This is a genomic window from Streptococcus sp. 2018WUSS126, from assembly GCF_044427425.1.
Taxonomy (GTDB): Bacteria; Bacillota; Bacilli; order Lactobacillales; family Streptococcaceae; genus Streptococcus; species Streptococcus hashimotonensis.
In genome coordinates this window covers 20,521-35,468 of record NZ_JAOTGB010000001.1, presented here as the reverse complement: position 1 = coordinate 35,468, position 14,948 = coordinate 20,521, and the positions used below count along the sequence as shown (strand labels likewise).

Genomic DNA, 14,948 nt, shown 5'->3' with positions numbered 1-14,948 from the left:
ATGTTTTAAATCGTCAATGGTCAGACCAGTCTCCTTACAACAGGAGAAATAACTCTCTACTGTGAAGATTTCTTCACTCGCTGTTTCTGTTTCATCTGCTTTTTTCTGGTTGACATCCCTTGGTTCAACATATTCATCAAGACAGGGGCTACTTCCTGAACTGGAAATTCCTCCAATTCCATGAAGAAATCCACAAAAGGTTTCACACGAGGATTGGCAGATTTGGCAAAAACCCAAAAAAGACGATGGAAAAAGGTCATATCAAAGTCAGATAAGATAGACACATCAACCTGACTTGCCTTGAGTTCTTCCCCTTCCTCCAGCTGGTCTAGCTTATCCAAGATAGCTTGACTATTGACCATAGAAAAGAGATCTTGGAAATAGTCCTTACCAAACTGCTCTTTATAAGCAATTGGTGTGTAGGCATTGGTTGCTAACTCGTAGGTGGTGCCTGCTATGGTAATACTTTCTCTCATGACCTTCTCCCTTACTTACGAGGTTCAAAAACTGCCTTGAACCAATTTTGACGAATTTCATCGCTCGTTTCCTCCGTTGTTCGTCTACGTACAACCTTATCGAGTGGGCGAGGACTGGCAGTAAAGGTCAACTCTACCTCATTAATATCCGAACCTGACTTGGTTTTTGAACCAACAGTCGGACGAGATGCGTAACAATAATACAAAACGTGTAGTGTTTCTTTTTTATCCCCTTCAAAACGGAACATCAACGCAAAATTTTTCTTTTCGCTATTTGCGATTTCTGAGATTGTATTTGTCGTCGCATCCAACTGTTCTCCGAGGACTCGAGTCAAAAATTCCTGCGTTAGAAGAGCAACTTTTAGCGTTCCTTCATAACCATCGTTTGACTCCGTTGTATAAAAATTGATATTGTCTGCCTTATAAGAACCCTTGTCTCCTGTTGGTTCAAGGGTTAATTCTGCAGCACCACGAAGTCGTTCTACATTGCCGTATGTCAACGTACCATCAGAACCTTCGCTTGTAACTTCTGCCCAATGGACATCTTGTAGTCCAAAGGTGACCTTATTCCTTTCAGCCATATTATCCTCCATGTAATGTGATGTAATAGGTTATTTGGTAGAGTTTATCTGATGAGATATAGGTCTCTACTTTTTCAAAATAAATAAGGTGGCTGTCAAATAATGACTCCACCTTTTGTTCAGTCGCCAAATCTTTCTTGGTGGTATAGAGTTCCACCTGCAGGTTATTCTGCTTATGATAGGTCCAATTGTCTGCACCATGATTTTCTGAATCAGTCACCAAATATACTAGATACGGTGGTCTTGGATGACTCCCTTCTTCAAAATGATGGTAGGCGACTGGGATCTGTAATTCTTTGAGAATGGAGTACATTTCACTCAGTAACATGTCATATCACACTCGCTTTCTCAGCTTTTCTTCTAAGGATTGTATCGCTTGTTTCTCAACGGGAGCGATATGCTTGATTCCCTCAACTCGCCCACCAGAGCTTTTGGCATGACCATTTTCTAATAGATGCGTCAGGCCTGGCGTTCGATTATGAATGGTTTTGGTTAAACCTGTACTGGTATCAATCGTTGCTTTACTCTTCCACCCTTTGGCATAAGATCCACTCTTTCTAAGTGAAACTGCTTTCAAGGTTTCAATAGATTCCTCAGTGACTTCCTCTACAACTTCACGCATCACCTCTGTGGTATCCTCTACAAACTCCGCCAGCTCATTTGCGATGGCAGATTCTAGTGCACCCAATTCAATTCTAGTCATAACTCTCCTCCTTAATGGCGACGATGTAAATCAGTTGCCTTGGCACTGTATCTCCATCAATCGACTCAATCTCATAGGTTTGACCACGAAATTGAATGCGAGTCGTTAAGGAATGAAGTCCAAGAATTGCTTTTTCATACCTGAGGGTGAACTGGACTTTCTCTTGTTCCAGTTTCGTCACCCTCCCATCCCTTTCGGTCAAGGTAAGAGGACGACAAGAGCACCACCGTTCAAATAAAGGTATCCAAGTCGAACTTTCATTGCCAATCTCATCTTGAACAATCTGTCGAACATGAAACGACAAGCGTTCCCTCAAAGGTGCAATCTTCATCAGAACACATCCTTTCGTTCAGCCAGCAACAAGTGATAGAGAGTCTCCTTCAACTCCTTATGATTTGCATCTTCTCTATGTTCATAAAGATAGGCAACCCCGTATAGGATTGCCATCTTTAGAACTTCTGAATAAATTGATTGACGCAAAATATCTTCACAGAGTTGTTGACTGGTTTCAAGCAATTGCTCAATCAGTCCATCCTCATCATCGTGTTCCACTTTGAGATACTGTTTTGCTTCTGCTAAACTAACCATAACTACTTAGCCTTTACAGTTAGAGTCTTAACAGCTTCAGGTAGAACTAACTTACCATCCACACGTTGTGAAGCAAGAAAACCAATCTGACCATTATTGGCATAGAGTTCATTCAGACGTTTGAAGGTACGACCCTGACGATCCGCAATCCAATAATAAGAGAAATCACCAAATGCAATGGCTTTGTTTCCTGCTTCAGGTAGTGGGGCAAAGGTTGATGTGTAGTATGGACGATTTAAAATCAAATCCGGTTGTCCAGCTTGTGTGGATGGCTGCCAAATGTAATTACCGTTATTGTCCTTGAGTTTACGGATAGCTTTGACAGTCGTATCATGCAAAATCCAAACGGCATTCTTACGATAGGGTGCTGGTAGAGAATGATACAGTTCAATCATGTCATCAAAGGAAATATCCTTTGTAGCAGTCGTTGGACCAGTTACATCTGCCTGAGTAAAGATACCAGTTGGTTTCTTAGAACCATCACCAATCAAGAATGCCTTTTCTTCTTCCGTTCCAATACGACGAGCAAATTCAGCTGTCATATAGGACTCAAGGTCGAAGACTGAATCGTTAAGCAACTCTTCTGAAATACGAATGGCAGTCCCAATCTTATGAGAGTCTAGTGTCACCTGACCAAAGGTTTCATCTGTTTCAGGATAAAGACCATTTTCATCCATCCATGATGCTGAACCATGTCCTGTCACAACAGGAATCTTACGCTCACCACTAGATGTTTTGATGACAGTCGCAAGGCTACGGAAGAAATTCTCTTCTTGTAATCCTTGAACCAATTTCTTCTCATACTCATCAGGAACAAGATGACCACCTTCGGTATCTTCTCCTACTCGAAGGACGTCTTTAACATCAAAGAAGTGACGCTTACGGACACTTGTCCAAAATGTCTTGGCATAGCTATCTGAAGCCACACCTTTCTTTTCCTCTTCAGAAGTCTTGTCATTCAAAACTGTAGTGGGCTGCCCAATTAGAGCCTGTGATGCTGGTTGAGAAAGTTCAAGGTCTATCTTTTCTTGTCGCTCCAATCGAGCAATCTCTTGATTGTAGAGGTTGATTTTTGCTTCCATATCATCATAGCGTTTGGAATCTTCCTCTGATACCAGTCCGTCTTCTGAGCGAACAGAGTCAAGGAAGGTTTTTGCTTGCTGCCAAGCTTGGTTACGTTTTTCTTTCAATTCAAGTAATTTAGACATCAGTTCATATTCCTTTCGTTATTTGAGCAAATTCAATCGTTTTTCCAACTGATTGATAGGGATTGTTTTCTTTGGTTGTTGGACTTCAAGTTTCGCCTGCATTTTTACAAGTAAATCTTGTTGTGCAGCATTTCGACTGAAAGAATAACTCTCAGTCTCCATTCCATGTTCCTCTTGTCTATCAAAGAGAATCTTGTCCGCAAAGCCTAGTTCAACAGCCTTTTTGGCATTGAACCAAGACTCTGAGTCCATGAGGTGTGATAGCTTAGTTCTTGAAAGTCCTGTTCTTAGTTCATAGGCATTGATGATGGATTCCTTAATTTCTCCCAACATTTCAATGACTTTCTGCATATCCTTGGCTTCACCTTGTGCTACAGTCCAAGGGTTGTGAATCATCATCATGGCAACTGGACTCATAGAAACCGTTGTACCTGCCATGGCAATGACACTAGCAGCACTTGCGGCCAATCCATCAATCACTACATGGACATCACCTTTGTAATCCATCAACATGTTATAGATTTGAGCAGCCGCAAAAACATCACCCCCTGGACTATTAATCCAGAGGGTGATGTCTCCGTTTCCTGCATGTAAATCATTTTTAAATACCTGTGGCGTGACTTCATCGCCAAACCACGTCTCATCAGCAATCTGTCCTTCGATTCGAAGAGTTCGACCGCTATCATCTTCTGTAAAATTCCAAAACTTATGCATCCATATCCTCCTCGGGTTTAGTTTCTTGTTCTGGCGGTGCTTGTTTCATAAAGCCACCTGCATCCTTCAGTTTCGTCATGTTTCCGTTTATCAAGTAGAGATTGCCTCCTTCCTCATCTGAAAGGAGGTTCAAGTCCTCAAGTTCACGTATATCATTTGTCGATAGCCAGCCATTTTGTCTCCCAATCGCATAGCCATTCATTCGACTCTGATAATCGCCACGAAGAAGACCATCCACATTGAACTTCACAAAGTAGGTTTTCTTTTCTTCAGGTAAAAAAAGAGACCTCTTGAAAGCCTGTTCGAGACGAACTACCCAAGGGTCTAAGGTATATTTAACAAATTCTAGAGATTGTTGCTCAATGTTTGAAAATGAGGATTTCTCCAAGTCGCCAACCATATGAGGTGGAATGCGGTAGAGCCTTGCAATTTCATTGATTTGGAATTTTCTAGTTTGGAGAAACTGGGCTTCTTCAGGTGGAATGCCTACTTGAGTGTATTTCATCCCTTCCTCAAGAACTGCCACTTTATGGGCATTGTTTACCCCATTGTAGACTGCATTCCATGAATCTCTCACTCGTTTAGGATCTTTGAGAATACCTGGGTGTTCCAAAACGCCACCTGGATTTGCACCATTTTTAAAGAATGATGCCCCATAGTTTTCCGTAGCTAAGGTCATACCGATAGCATTTTTTGCAAGGGCAATTGGAGAATAACCTATCAAGCCATCAAACCCTAGACCAGGTACATGGAGAACATCTTCTGCTTTCAATATAGCATCTCCCTTTTCCTTAAAGTTTGGGTTTTCTTCTGACTGACGCTTGTATTTGTAATAGAGCTTACCACTCTCATCCCGATGAACTGACATCTTATCTGGTAAAAGTGGGTAAAGACTGATAACCTGTCCACTCCTATCTCGGATAATCTGGACATAGGCATTGCCCCATATCAGTAAATGGGTCATCAAGGTTTCTCTAAAAACAAAGGATGACATCTCAGGGTTAGGTTCATCATGCAAGAGAAAATATAGGGGATGTTCCACCTTTTTCTCCTTTCCAGTTGCCGTTCTCTCATAAACATGAATGGGTAGTGAAGCTACTGCTTCAGCCAAGATGCGGACACAAGCATAAACAGCAGTCGTCTGCATAGCTTTAAACTCATCCACATTCTCCCCACTGGTCGTTCGTCCAAACAGATATGAAAAGTCCTGACCTTCATAACTATTTCGTGGCTTATCCCTAGCACGCTTACGTCCCAGTAAATCTAGTAGTCCCATACTTCCTCCTTTTGAGTACGAAAAAAGCACCTCGATTGAAGTGCTTATCGTTTGTTCTTAGATATTTTTCATCTCTCCTTCTTCAAGAAGATACCATGTTCTATCACTTTCTTGAAAAAGATAAATGTAATCTGCCAAGGTATCCTCTGCCAATTGACTGATGTCACCGATGAAACGATGTTGCTGGGCATTCCCCTGTAAGTCATCGTGTTCGATCTTATCAAGACTATCTTCAAGCTGAATGATATCACCTTTCTGAAGTAATGCACGAATTTCTTTGCTTGATTTAAAGTGTTTCTTTAGAAGTTCCCCTGTGTATTCTGGATATCCTTCATACGCTACCTCGATTGTTTGTGCTGTATGGTTTTTAGTCAATAATCCAATCCGTGCTTTTGTTGCCATCGTCTTGTTCCCCTCTTCTTTTTGTAGTCACATATTACCGTAGAAGCAAGGACTTATCAAGTCATTTTGGCGATATTATCAACTATTTTTTGAACACTTTGAATAGAAAAAGCACCTCCGCTTGGAGATGCCAATATTAGTTCACATCATTACCTTCTGCGATATCTCTCAATAATGCATCAATGTTAGAAGTACCATGTAATACTCGAAGTACAGTTACAACCTCTCCAACAAAACGATAAAATATAACATAGTTTTTAACAATAAGTTTTCGAATTACAATACCCTCACTCTCAAACCCTTCAAGAATAGGACAACGTTCTGGAAACGTTGATAAGGATTTGATGGATTGTTCAAAGAGATAGATATTTTTATCTGCTGTTAAGGGTGATTGTAGCTCTATCGCAATAAAGCGATAAATGGCAGTCAAATCGTCACTGGCTTGTTTTGTCAATCTCACGGGATATTCAATCATTAATTTACCCCTTTAATACCTTTGAAAAAATCTTCCGCCAATATCGTTTCTTCATGATCCGCTGAGTGATAGCTCTGCACCAACAGGTCTTTCAATTCACCAGCAGACAGTGGTGAGACATCCACAGAAGAAGGTGCTTGTGGTAAGGCAATATCAAACGGAATGCTTCGTGTCATAGAAACCTGCTTTAATAGTAGGGTAATCAATGTAGACATAGGCATTCCAAGCTCTTTCAAGACACTTTCTGCATTCAATTTATCATCCGAATCAACACGTACATTTAAAGTGGCTGTTTTTCCCATACTACTGCTCCTTTGAATTTTGTACTGCAATTGTAACGTATTTTGCTTTATTTTGTCAACTAAAAACTTAATATACCACGTTCATCATACACACTTCCTTCATCGGTTTGGTGACGAATACAACGATCCAGTCCCATAATGAGTGCTACAATACCGTCAATCTTCTCGACTGACTTTTCCTTATCAGGCTTGATATTACCAGCAGGGTCTTGTCTCATGACTACGTTTTGTCCCATCCATTTCAGAACTGGATGCCCGCCATGTTGAATCTTGCCTTCCATCATAAGTTTATAGAGTTCCTTTGATGGTGGACTCATATCCTTGTATCCCTGACCGAAAGGCACCATAGTCAAGCCCATTCCTTCTAGATTCTGAACCATCTGTGTCGCATTCCAACGGTCATAGGCTATCTCCTTGATATGATAGATTTCCGATAAATCTTCTATAATCTTTTCGATAAAACCATAGTGAACGACATTACCCTCTGTAGTTTTGATGTAACCCTGACGCTCCCAAATATCATACATAACATGGTCACGTCGGCATCTCAGTTCCAATGTATCCTCAGGTAGCCAAAAGAAAGGTAGAACGATATAGTTTTCCTCTTCAAATCTAGGAGGGAACACCAAGACAAAAGCTGTTATATCTGACGTACTAGAAAGATCTAAACCTGCATAACAGCTACGACCCTTGAGACTTTCATATTGGATGGGATCATTTCCCTTCGCATAAACATGTTCTGGAATCCAAGCAACACTTGAGCTTGTCCACATATTTAGACGGAGCTGCTTAAATACATTCTCTTCTGCAGGATTGTCTAGTGCCTGTTGGTAGGCTTCTCTAACTCGGTCAATCCCAATAGTATGCCCTAGTGAAGGGTTGGCTTTGAGCCAGTTGGCTTCATCATTCCAATCATCTTCATCTGATAAACCATAAACCACTGGATAGAATGACGTATCCTTCTTTCTACCATTCAGAATATCCAATGCTTTGGTATGTAACTCATAACAGATAGAGTTTCTATCCGTTCCAGCTGTCGTGATAATAAAAAAGAGGGGTTGTTCCCTTGCGTCTCCTGACCCCTTGGTCAATACATCATACAAATGACGATTAGGCTGAGCGTGGATTTCATCAAAGACCAAGCCAGATACGTTTAGTCCATGTTTTGTTCCAGTCTCTGCAGAAAGAACTTGGTAAAACCCAGCGTTAGAATAATTTACAATACGCTTGGTTGCTCCCATTATCTTTGAACGCTTTTCCAAAGGGCGACTCATCTGCACCATTTGCTTGGCTACATCAAACACGATTGACGCTTGGTTTCGGTCACAAGCCGCACCATAAACTTCTGCACTGGCTTCATTATCCGCATATAGTAGATAAAGAGCGATAGCTGCCGCTAGCTCTGACTTGCCATTCTTCTTTGGAATTTCTATGTAGGCTGTCAGGAATTGACGGTTGCCATCTTCCTTGACAATTCCAAATAGGTCACGGACAATCTGTTCCTGCCACGGCAACAAATCAAATCGCTTTCCTGCCCACTTGCCTTTGGTGTGGGAGAGGTTATTGATAAATGTTACTGCCCTATCAGCCTTTGCCTTATCATAGTGTGAGGTTGGGAGCATGAATGGACTTGGTTCATAATGATAGCTCATAAAATTCCTCCTAACAAATCTTCCATTTCATCACCAGTACCAACTTCTGAATCCATCGTTGCTAGACGGTTACGTGCTGAAGGTGTCAAACCAAATTGTTCACAGAATTTAAGCATGATTTTGAGGTTGGTCTGGCTGATAGAGACTTGAGGGACTTGTTGGAGATAGCCATTCGGAGTTTTGATAATGGAGCCATGCTTGGAAAGGAACTCTTCCGCCTCTTTCCAGCGAGCGTAAGCTTGACAATAACCTGCAAATGCAGTCATGTCCATTTCGGTTAAAATTCCCATCTGTTCGAGAATTTTTCCCATCCGTTTCCACTCCTTCTTTGCATCATCTTCAAGCCACTGTGGGCAACGTGGGGCTTTTTGTTTGGGTTTGACTTCATTCGTAGGGAGTGGTCGCTTACTAGGATTTCCCTCAAGTATTTTCATATTCGTAGGCTTTGGTTTTCGCCCCCTGATTGCCACAATCTCACCTCCTTTAGAGTAAGAAAAAAGAACTCATTTCGAGTTCATTCTTAAAGTTCATTAAAGTTATCAAGTACAGCCTGACAAACAGTTCTGTCAATGTCGTCCATGTTATCTATTTCATTCCCATATCTATATTGGTAGATATATTCACCATCACGTTTTATTGTCAGTATTCTAATCCAAGCACCGTCTATATTCCTTGGGTCTGTTGTGTCTTCACGGAGAAACTCACAAATGTAATGTCTGTCTCCAACCGTTCGAGTCATAATTTCCCACATCTCACATTACCTTTTCTACGATATCAATTCCATACAAAACATTTAGGCAACTGCCGTTTTCCCACTTAACTAAGAGTGAACCAATGTCGTCTACTCCAATAACTGTACCAAGTGTTCCTTTAGGAACTGGATGTGGGTCATCCATTCTAACTAATCTAACCTTAGTCCCAACCGGATAGATTGTCTTTAGGTTATTGAAAATTTTTGCGTCCATGTTATTCTCCAATCTTTTCAAATGCCCACTTAACGGCATGTCCAAAGTCTTCGAATGTTCCTGCTTCTTGATAAATGCGGTCAAATCTGCGTTCAAAGTTTTCAAACTCTTCAAGACTATCAGTCGTTTCGTAAATCTCAACTTCTGTTCCTTTATATCCATTCGATGCAACGATGACCCAATCTTTGTAAGGAATGATGCTTGCGGTTGCTGGGTAGATGTCGTAAAGTTTTTCAAGTGTTGTTGTCATGGTTTTGTTCTCCTCTTCCTTTGTTGTGTACATATTAACTCTAAAGGAGACATATATCCAGTCATTTCTCGATTATTTTGAAGATAGTTTCGATAATTCTTCGCTTGCTAGAATGGCACATCCAATGGCATAGACAACTGTTACCGTCACACCATTTCCAGCTTGTTTATATAGTTGGGCATCAGAGTTTACTGCTTGGGCTTTCTCGAACAAATCATCAGAAAAACCTTGTAGGCGAAAACATTCTCTAGGGGTTAAACGTCTGATTTTTACAACTCGATCATTCCAAACCACAGCACCCATTTGACCACCACAGGAGAGGTTATGGGCAATTCCCTTCCCAACTCTTGCTCGTCTCGTTGGAGAGTTTGGATAGGATAAATCCACCGAATCTCCAACCTCTGCAACTTGATAACCTTGCTTCGTACCATTTCTGACCTTGATGCCTTCAAGAACACCATGGCGGTCTTGAGAGGTCAATGTGAACATTGGCTCATCCTGTTCCTTGAGCCTACGTCCATTTTGACGTTTGTTGATTCGATTGGGTGTCAGAATGGGTTGTATTTCGAGTACTCCAGAATTCATCGCAGTCCGTTTTGTAGCTCCAGCAGTATATCGTGCAGTGATACAACGTGCCTCATCTGTCAACTTTGGTTCTGTCAAAGATTGGTCAATTAGATAAAGACCTGTTTTAGCACCTAGTCCTCCACCCTCACCAACAAGAGTTGTGGCAATTCCACTAGGGTCGTAGACACGGTAGCTTTGCATACCACCTACAAGTTGCTTAAGATGGCTACCGCTTTCTCCGCTGATAGGTAGTACTTTTCGTCGACCTCTACTTCTAAGATGTCCGAGAGTGTAGATGCGTTCTCGATTTTGGGGAACTCCGTAGTCTTTTGAATTGAACACTTGCCACTCAAGGTCGTACCCTGCTTCATCCAAGATAGAGAGATAGTCGAGATAATCTCGTCCCCCGCCACTTGATAAAAGTCCCTTAACATTTTCAAGGAGTATCCACTCGGGTTTATCTTCTTCCTCTTGGCTTTGGAGGAGGTCAACAAATGTAAAAAAGAGTCCACTTCGTTCACCGTATAGTCCTGCTCGCTTCCCTGCGATAGACACATTTTGACAAGGGCTTCCCGCAGTCCATAAATCTGCATTTGGAAGTTGTGTTGGGTCAATGCTTGTAATGTCGTCATGAAACCATTCTCCTTTCGTGTCATACATTGCTTCATAAGATTTTCGTGCAAACTTATCCTTCTCACAGTAACCGATACATTTGAAACCCGCTAGTTCCAAACCACGACGAAAACCACCCACTCCTGCAAAGAAATCAAGAAAAGTTAAGGTCATACCGTCTCCTCCCTATAATTTGTTAAAGCGAATGACTTATAATTCCTACATATTTTCTCAACTTTATTACGAATCCAGTTTGGTACTTCAGGAACTTTGTTATAACGACCGTACTCACCAAACAACAATTCAATGCCAACATTCCTAGCTTGGGTTGCCTCTAGGAATGTATCATAATAACCCAGGTGAATATCACGTTGAGAGATTTTGATTCTGGCACGATATTTTTGTCTTGGTTTATAATAACTAACCCCTGTTACTCCAGAAGTATTATTTGATTGTAGACCTTGATTTATTTGGTTTTGTTGATGCGTACAAAAACGAATATTCTCAGAACGATTATCAAAGGTATCTAGATTAATGTGGTCGATTTCATATCCATGGCGATGACCAAATAAGTAACGATGAAGATATTTGCCTTTCGCACAAATAATGTACGACTTTGCATCTTCATCGTTACTTTTATTTCGGTAGAAGTTAATATCTTCTATAAGTGAGAATCTGTCTCTATCAAACCTAAATTGAGTGCCATCTTTCAAAGTTCCTATACCAATTGAACCAATAAATGAATAGTGAACATTAGACATTACATCCCCCCTAACTGTTTCACTGCTTCTTCATAACTGATTGATTGACCTTCACGGACTACCGTCACATCTGTATTGTCCGTTGCTTCCATGTAGCGTTTCACAATGACATCCACAAACTTCTCATCAAGTTCAATCCCATAACAGATACGTCCTGTCTGGTCTGCCGCAATGAGGGTTGACCCAGACCCAAGGAAAGGATCCAATACCAAAGTCCCTCTCATGGATGAATTTTGAATAGGGTAAGCCATGAGCTGAATCGGCTTCATGGTTGGATGGTCTTTGCTGGACTTAGGACGGTCGTATTCCCAAATGGTCGTCTGTTTACGGTCACTGAACCATTGGTGTTTGCCTTTTTGACGCCACCCGTATAAGACTGGCTCATGTCGCCATTGATAAGGACTACGTCCAAGCACTAATGAGTTCTTCTTCCAAATGCAACATCCACTGAGATAAAAACCAGCATCCTTAAATGCCTTACGGAAGTTCAATCCTTCCGTATCCGCATGAAATACGTAGATTGAGGCGTCGACTTCCATGTGGTTCTCAACTTGAGTAAACATAGCTAAAAGAAACTGATAAAATTCAGAATCACCCATATTATCATTTTGAATTTTACCTGCCGTCTTTTCAACATCGCAATTATACGGCGGGTCTGTCACAACAAGATTGACTTTCTTATCACCTAAAAGTTGGTCGTAGGTTTCTGCCTTAGTTGAGTCACCACAAATCACTCGGTGTTTACCAAGTTGCCAGACGTCCCCACGTCTTGCTACTGTCGGTTTCTTCAACTCCTCGTCCACATCAAAGTCATCTTCAGATAACTCCTTGTCATGAATGTTGGAGAGAATGTCATCAATTTCTGGTGGTTCAAAACCAGTCAGGTCGAGATTGAAATCCGACTCCTGTAAATCCAAAAGCAAATCCGCCAAAAGCTGGTCGTCCCATTGACCGGTGATTTTGTTAAGGGCAATGTTTAGGGCCTTTTCATCTTCCTTGGATAAATCGACAATAACACATTTGGCAGTTTCATAGTCTAAGTCCTTCAATACAGTTAATCGTTGATGGCCACCAATAACCGTCAAATCTTTATTGACGATGATGGGGTCAACGTAGCCAAACTTGAGTAGGCTTTGCTTAATCTTTTCATATTCCTTGTCACCCTTTTTGAGTTTTTTTCGAGGATTGTAAGAGGCTGGGTGTAGTTCAGATAATCGAATCTCTCTAATTTCCATTGTTGGTTGACTTGTCATTGATTTCTCCTTTATAAAAGCGTGATTGGATGTAACACGAATGGCTACAATATTTTCTATTTGGATTAGCATAAGATAAAAATGACCTGCCACAATGTTGGCAAGTCAAATCTTCATATGCAGTTTTTGATTTGTCGTGTTCGTCAGAATGAGTTGTCCACCAAACCTTACGACATTTATCCGAACAGAACTTCTTTGGTCTACCTATTTTGTGAGTTTTAAGTACTTGATAACACTGAGGGCAACGAAGTCCATCATTCTGGTCGGCTTTTGCCATCTGCTTTGTCGCAGCACCATGTCCAAGCAATTCTGGATTTCGTTTACAGTATTTCTTAACGGAATCTCTAGATAAACCTGTAACCTTACCGATGAAACCATAGCCAAGACCTTCTGCGCGCATTTTCCAGATTTGTTTACGTTGACTTTCGTCCATTTGTTTTCCTTTCCAGCAAAAAAGGACTAAAAACAACTATTTTCACCATTGTTTCTAGCCTTTTTCACTATTTTATTACCAAAATGACATACTAGGGAACGCTACATCCCCACATTAGAAACGTGATAACGGTGGGAAGGAACGTCAAAATTGAGCAATTTTAATGTACCCGCTTGCGAATTTTGCGAAATTGCACGTTTGAGGGGGCGTCGGTCTTAGTCTCCCAAGGGTTTAGAGATTTCATCCCCCCTCCCCCAATGGGTGAAAAATGAGATACTTTTGTAACGAAACTCCAAGACTAAAATCGATACGTATACTCCACATATCGGTCAGTCGTCTTGGTCTTTCTATCATGACAAGACTTACAAAGTGCTTGCCAGTTAGTTTGATTCCAAAAGAGTTCTTGGTCACCTCGGTGGGGTGTGATATGGTCAACAACAGTTGCCTTGGTCAGTCGACCTTTGGCTTTGCATTGAACACAGAGTGGATGAACTTTTAAGTAACGAAGTCGTGCTTTGGTCCACTGGCCATTGTATCCTTTTGCTTTGGTTGACTTGGCATCCAGTTGGTGGTTTACTTTATGGTTCGCACAATATTTCTGTCCATATGGTACTAAGTTTGGACAACCATTTTGTTTACAAGGTGTGCTTGGTCTTCTTGGCATCTTACTTCTCCCAAGGAAGATAGGCTTTCGTGAAATGCCCGAAGCAAGATGTTTTGGTGTAGTCTACATTCAAGAGATGAAGTTCCTTAATGATCCCTTGTGGTGTTAAATCATACCGTTCACGAATCATTCCTTCCATTTGTTGTGTGGTGTAGCGACTGGTTCCAAAGGTTTCTACATGCACCGACACTGGTTCTACAACTCCAATGGCGTAGGCTAATTGTACTTCACATCGTTTCGCATACCCTTCACGAACAATATCCTTGGCAATCTTTCGTGCCATGTATGCTGCGGAGCGGTCAACCTTGCTTGGGTCTTTTCCAGAGAAGGCACCCCCACCATGATGTGCGAAACCACCATATGTATCTGCAACAATCTTACGTCCAGTAACTCCTGCATCCGCAAATGAACCACCAAGAACAAAACGTCCAGTTGGATTGACTAGAACGTTGAAATCTAGATTCTGATTGTAACGAAGAGCTACTGCCATCATAGCCTCAGTCACAATTCGCTTCACTTTGGCTAGGTCTACTGTATCTGCATGTTGGATGGAAACTAAGAAGGTGTCAATCCGTTTCTTCTCATAGTCGTAGGATACCTGTGCCTTAGCGTCCTTTCCAAGTAAGGGGTGACCAAGTGACATCAGTTTCTCAAGGACTCGAGTGGCTAGAACATAAGGAAGGGGGAGGTACTCAGGTGTTTCATCTGTCGCATAACCAAACATCATTCCTTGGTCACCAGCACCACCATTATCAACACCTTTGGCAATATCAGAACTTTGGAGTCCAAGTAGGTTACTTACCAGAACATTCTTCATACCAAGTGGCTCGACAACCTGACGTACAATGTTCTCGAGATTAAAGTAATGTCTAGTTGAAATTTCACCAGCTACCACAACTTGGTTATCCTTGATTAAGGTTTCAACTGCCACTCGACTTGATTTATCATACTTGAGACACTCCGTCAAAATGGCATCTGAAATCTGGTCACAGATTTTATCTGGGTGTCCAACCGACACTTGTTCACTAGAAATAATCATAATTCCTCCACGCAAAAAGCCCAACCC

At 41.4% G+C, this 14,948-nt stretch carries 22 protein-coding genes; all 22 read right to left on the bottom strand.

The window, feature by feature from the left end; genetic code table 11:
• Positions 1-56: 56 nt before the first annotated feature.
• Positions 57-476, bottom strand: a complete 420-nt coding sequence (locus ODU34_RS00245) for a hypothetical protein (protein ID WP_024407624.1) — start codon at positions 474-476, stop codon at positions 57-59.
• Between the two features lie 11 nt (positions 477-487).
• Complete coding sequence (locus tag ODU34_RS00240; RefSeq protein ID WP_398578264.1) at positions 488-1,057, bottom strand: major tail protein; 570 nt, start codon at positions 1,055-1,057, stop codon at positions 488-490.
• 1 nt (position 1,058) lies between these two features.
• Positions 1,059-1,385, bottom strand: a complete 327-nt coding sequence (locus ODU34_RS00235) for a hypothetical protein (protein WP_398578263.1) — start codon at positions 1,383-1,385, stop codon at positions 1,059-1,061.
• Positions 1,386-1,391: 6 nt separating this feature from the next.
• Positions 1,392-1,760: an HK97 gp10 family phage protein gene (locus ODU34_RS00230; RefSeq protein ID WP_398578262.1), complete on the bottom strand. Its 369-nt coding sequence runs from the start codon at positions 1,758-1,760 to the stop codon at positions 1,392-1,394.
• Positions 1,753-2,091, bottom strand: coding sequence for a head-tail adaptor protein (locus tag ODU34_RS00225; protein ID WP_024407627.1), 339 nt, complete (start codon positions 2,089-2,091; stop codon positions 1,753-1,755). The genes ODU34_RS00230 and ODU34_RS00225 overlap by 8 nt, the downstream gene beginning before the upstream one ends.
• Positions 2,091-2,348, bottom strand: coding sequence for a head-tail connector protein (locus ODU34_RS00220; RefSeq protein WP_024407628.1), 258 nt, complete (start codon positions 2,346-2,348; stop codon positions 2,091-2,093). The genes ODU34_RS00225 and ODU34_RS00220 overlap by 1 nt, the downstream gene beginning before the upstream one ends.
• 2 nt (positions 2,349-2,350) lie before the next feature.
• Entirely contained in the window at positions 2,351-3,556 is a 1,206-nt protein-coding gene (locus tag ODU34_RS00215) for a phage major capsid protein (protein ID WP_170240176.1), read from the bottom strand.
• 18 nt (positions 3,557-3,574) lie between these two features.
• Complete coding sequence (locus ODU34_RS00210) at positions 3,575-4,270, bottom strand: head maturation protease, ClpP-related (RefSeq protein ID WP_024407630.1); 696 nt, start codon at positions 4,268-4,270, stop codon at positions 3,575-3,577.
• The gene (locus ODU34_RS00205) at positions 4,263-5,546 is read right to left on the bottom strand and encodes a phage portal protein (protein ID WP_024407631.1); all 1,284 of its coding nucleotides are present in this window, start codon (positions 5,544-5,546) and stop codon (positions 4,263-4,265) included. Before ODU34_RS00205 ends, ODU34_RS00210 begins: the two co-directional genes overlap by 8 nt.
• A 57-nt stretch (positions 5,547-5,603) precedes the next feature.
• Entirely contained in the window at positions 5,604-5,948 is a 345-nt protein-coding gene (locus ODU34_RS00200) for a hypothetical protein (protein WP_014636338.1), read from the bottom strand.
• A 136-nt stretch (positions 5,949-6,084) separates the two neighbouring features.
• Positions 6,085-6,423: a type II toxin-antitoxin system RelE/ParE family toxin gene (locus tag ODU34_RS00195; protein ID WP_024407632.1), complete on the bottom strand. Its 339-nt coding sequence runs from the start codon at positions 6,421-6,423 to the stop codon at positions 6,085-6,087.
• On the bottom strand, positions 6,423-6,725 hold the full coding sequence (locus ODU34_RS00190) for a type II toxin-antitoxin system RelB/DinJ family antitoxin (RefSeq protein WP_014636336.1): 303 nt from the start codon (positions 6,723-6,725) through the stop codon (positions 6,423-6,425). The genes ODU34_RS00195 and ODU34_RS00190 overlap by 1 nt, the downstream gene beginning before the upstream one ends.
• A gap of 59 nt (positions 6,726-6,784) precedes the next feature.
• Positions 6,785-8,377: a terminase large subunit gene (locus ODU34_RS00185; RefSeq protein ID WP_024407633.1), complete on the bottom strand. Its 1,593-nt coding sequence runs from the start codon at positions 8,375-8,377 to the stop codon at positions 6,785-6,787.
• On the bottom strand, positions 8,374-8,847 hold the full coding sequence (locus ODU34_RS00180; RefSeq protein ID WP_398578261.1) for a phage terminase small subunit P27 family: 474 nt from the start codon (positions 8,845-8,847) through the stop codon (positions 8,374-8,376). Before ODU34_RS00180 ends, ODU34_RS00185 begins: the two co-directional genes overlap by 4 nt.
• A gap of 282 nt (positions 8,848-9,129) precedes the next feature.
• Positions 9,130-9,342 (bottom strand): DUF4314 domain-containing protein, encoded by a 213-nt coding sequence (locus ODU34_RS00175; protein WP_014638122.1) that lies wholly within the window; start codon positions 9,340-9,342, stop codon positions 9,130-9,132.
• A gap of 1 nt (position 9,343) precedes the next feature.
• Complete coding sequence (locus tag ODU34_RS00170) at positions 9,344-9,592, bottom strand: hypothetical protein (protein WP_014638123.1); 249 nt, start codon at positions 9,590-9,592, stop codon at positions 9,344-9,346.
• Between the two features lie 72 nt (positions 9,593-9,664).
• Positions 9,665-10,945: a DNA cytosine methyltransferase gene (locus ODU34_RS00165; protein WP_398578260.1), complete on the bottom strand. Its 1,281-nt coding sequence runs from the start codon at positions 10,943-10,945 to the stop codon at positions 9,665-9,667.
• On the bottom strand, positions 10,942-11,532 hold the full coding sequence (locus ODU34_RS00160) for an HNH endonuclease (RefSeq protein WP_024407638.1): 591 nt from the start codon (positions 11,530-11,532) through the stop codon (positions 10,942-10,944). The genes ODU34_RS00165 and ODU34_RS00160 overlap by 4 nt, the downstream gene beginning before the upstream one ends.
• Positions 11,532-12,785, bottom strand: coding sequence for a site-specific DNA-methyltransferase (locus tag ODU34_RS00155; RefSeq protein WP_024407639.1), 1,254 nt, complete (start codon positions 12,783-12,785; stop codon positions 11,532-11,534). The genes ODU34_RS00160 and ODU34_RS00155 overlap by 1 nt, the downstream gene beginning before the upstream one ends.
• Positions 12,757-13,218 (bottom strand): hypothetical protein, encoded by a 462-nt coding sequence (locus tag ODU34_RS00150; protein WP_024407640.1) that lies wholly within the window; start codon positions 13,216-13,218, stop codon positions 12,757-12,759. The genes ODU34_RS00155 and ODU34_RS00150 overlap by 29 nt, the downstream gene beginning before the upstream one ends.
• A gap of 298 nt (positions 13,219-13,516) precedes the next feature.
• Positions 13,517-13,882 carry an HNH endonuclease gene (locus ODU34_RS00145; RefSeq protein ID WP_029180477.1) on the bottom strand — a complete coding sequence of 122 codons (366 nt, stop codon included), beginning with the start codon at positions 13,880-13,882 and terminating at the stop codon, positions 13,517-13,519.
• Between the two features lies 1 nt (position 13,883).
• The gene (gene metK / locus ODU34_RS00140) at positions 13,884-14,921 is read right to left on the bottom strand and encodes a methionine adenosyltransferase (RefSeq protein ID WP_398578259.1); all 1,038 of its coding nucleotides are present in this window, start codon (positions 14,919-14,921) and stop codon (positions 13,884-13,886) included.
• Positions 14,922-14,948 lie beyond the last annotated feature (27 nt).

What these genes read in the sequence shown, in the direction of transcription:
- ODU34_RS00230 (WP_398578262.1), bottom strand. Translation starts at nt 1,760, where the DNA reads ATGACTAGAATTGAATTGGGTGCACTAGAATCTGCCATCGCAAATGAG.
- ODU34_RS00245 (WP_024407624.1), bottom strand. Translation starts at nt 476, where the DNA reads ATGAGAGAAAGTATTACCATAGCAGGCACCACCTACGAGTTAGCAACC.
- ODU34_RS00190 (WP_014636336.1), bottom strand. Translation starts at nt 6,725, where the DNA reads ATGGGAAAAACAGCCACTTTAAATGTACGTGTTGATTCGGATGATAAA.
- ODU34_RS00170 (WP_014638123.1), bottom strand. Translation starts at nt 9,592, where the DNA reads ATGACAACAACACTTGAAAAACTTTACGACATCTACCCAGCAACCGCA.
- ODU34_RS00225 (WP_024407627.1), bottom strand. Translation starts at nt 2,091, where the DNA reads ATGAAGATTGCACCTTTGAGGGAACGCTTGTCGTTTCATGTTCGACAG.
- ODU34_RS00205 (WP_024407631.1), bottom strand. Translation starts at nt 5,546, where the DNA reads ATGGGACTACTAGATTTACTGGGACGTAAGCGTGCTAGGGATAAGCCA.
- ODU34_RS00220 (WP_024407628.1), bottom strand. Translation starts at nt 2,348, where the DNA reads ATGGTTAGTTTAGCAGAAGCAAAACAGTATCTCAAAGTGGAACACGAT.
- ODU34_RS00210 (WP_024407630.1), bottom strand. Translation starts at nt 4,270, where the DNA reads ATGCATAAGTTTTGGAATTTTACAGAAGATGATAGCGGTCGAACTCTT.
- ODU34_RS00195 (WP_024407632.1), bottom strand. Translation starts at nt 6,423, where the DNA reads ATGATTGAATATCCCGTGAGATTGACAAAACAAGCCAGTGACGATTTG.
- ODU34_RS00185 (WP_024407633.1), bottom strand. Translation starts at nt 8,377, where the DNA reads ATGAGCTATCATTATGAACCAAGTCCATTCATGCTCCCAACCTCACAC.
- ODU34_RS00175 (WP_014638122.1), bottom strand. Translation starts at nt 9,342, where the DNA reads ATGGACGCAAAAATTTTCAATAACCTAAAGACAATCTATCCGGTTGGG.
- ODU34_RS00165 (WP_398578260.1), bottom strand. Translation starts at nt 10,945, where the DNA reads ATGACCTTAACTTTTCTTGATTTCTTTGCAGGAGTGGGTGGTTTTCGT.
- ODU34_RS00200 (WP_014636338.1), bottom strand. Translation starts at nt 5,948, where the DNA reads ATGGCAACAAAAGCACGGATTGGATTATTGACTAAAAACCATACAGCA.
- ODU34_RS00145 (WP_029180477.1), bottom strand. Translation starts at nt 13,882, where the DNA reads ATGCCAAGAAGACCAAGCACACCTTGTAAACAAAATGGTTGTCCAAAC.
- ODU34_RS00215 (WP_170240176.1), bottom strand. Translation starts at nt 3,556, where the DNA reads ATGTCTAAATTACTTGAATTGAAAGAAAAACGTAACCAAGCTTGGCAG.
- ODU34_RS00235 (WP_398578263.1), bottom strand. Translation starts at nt 1,385, where the DNA reads ATGTTACTGAGTGAAATGTACTCCATTCTCAAAGAATTACAGATCCCA.
- ODU34_RS00160 (WP_024407638.1), bottom strand. Translation starts at nt 11,532, where the DNA reads ATGTCTAATGTTCACTATTCATTTATTGGTTCAATTGGTATAGGAACT.
- ODU34_RS00155 (WP_024407639.1), bottom strand. Translation starts at nt 12,785, where the DNA reads ATGACAAGTCAACCAACAATGGAAATTAGAGAGATTCGATTATCTGAA.
- ODU34_RS00150 (WP_024407640.1), bottom strand. Translation starts at nt 13,218, where the DNA reads ATGGACGAAAGTCAACGTAAACAAATCTGGAAAATGCGCGCAGAAGGT.
- ODU34_RS00240 (WP_398578264.1), bottom strand. Translation starts at nt 1,057, where the DNA reads ATGGCTGAAAGGAATAAGGTCACCTTTGGACTACAAGATGTCCATTGG.
- metK (WP_398578259.1), bottom strand. Translation starts at nt 14,921, where the DNA reads ATGATTATTTCTAGTGAACAAGTGTCGGTTGGACACCCAGATAAAATC.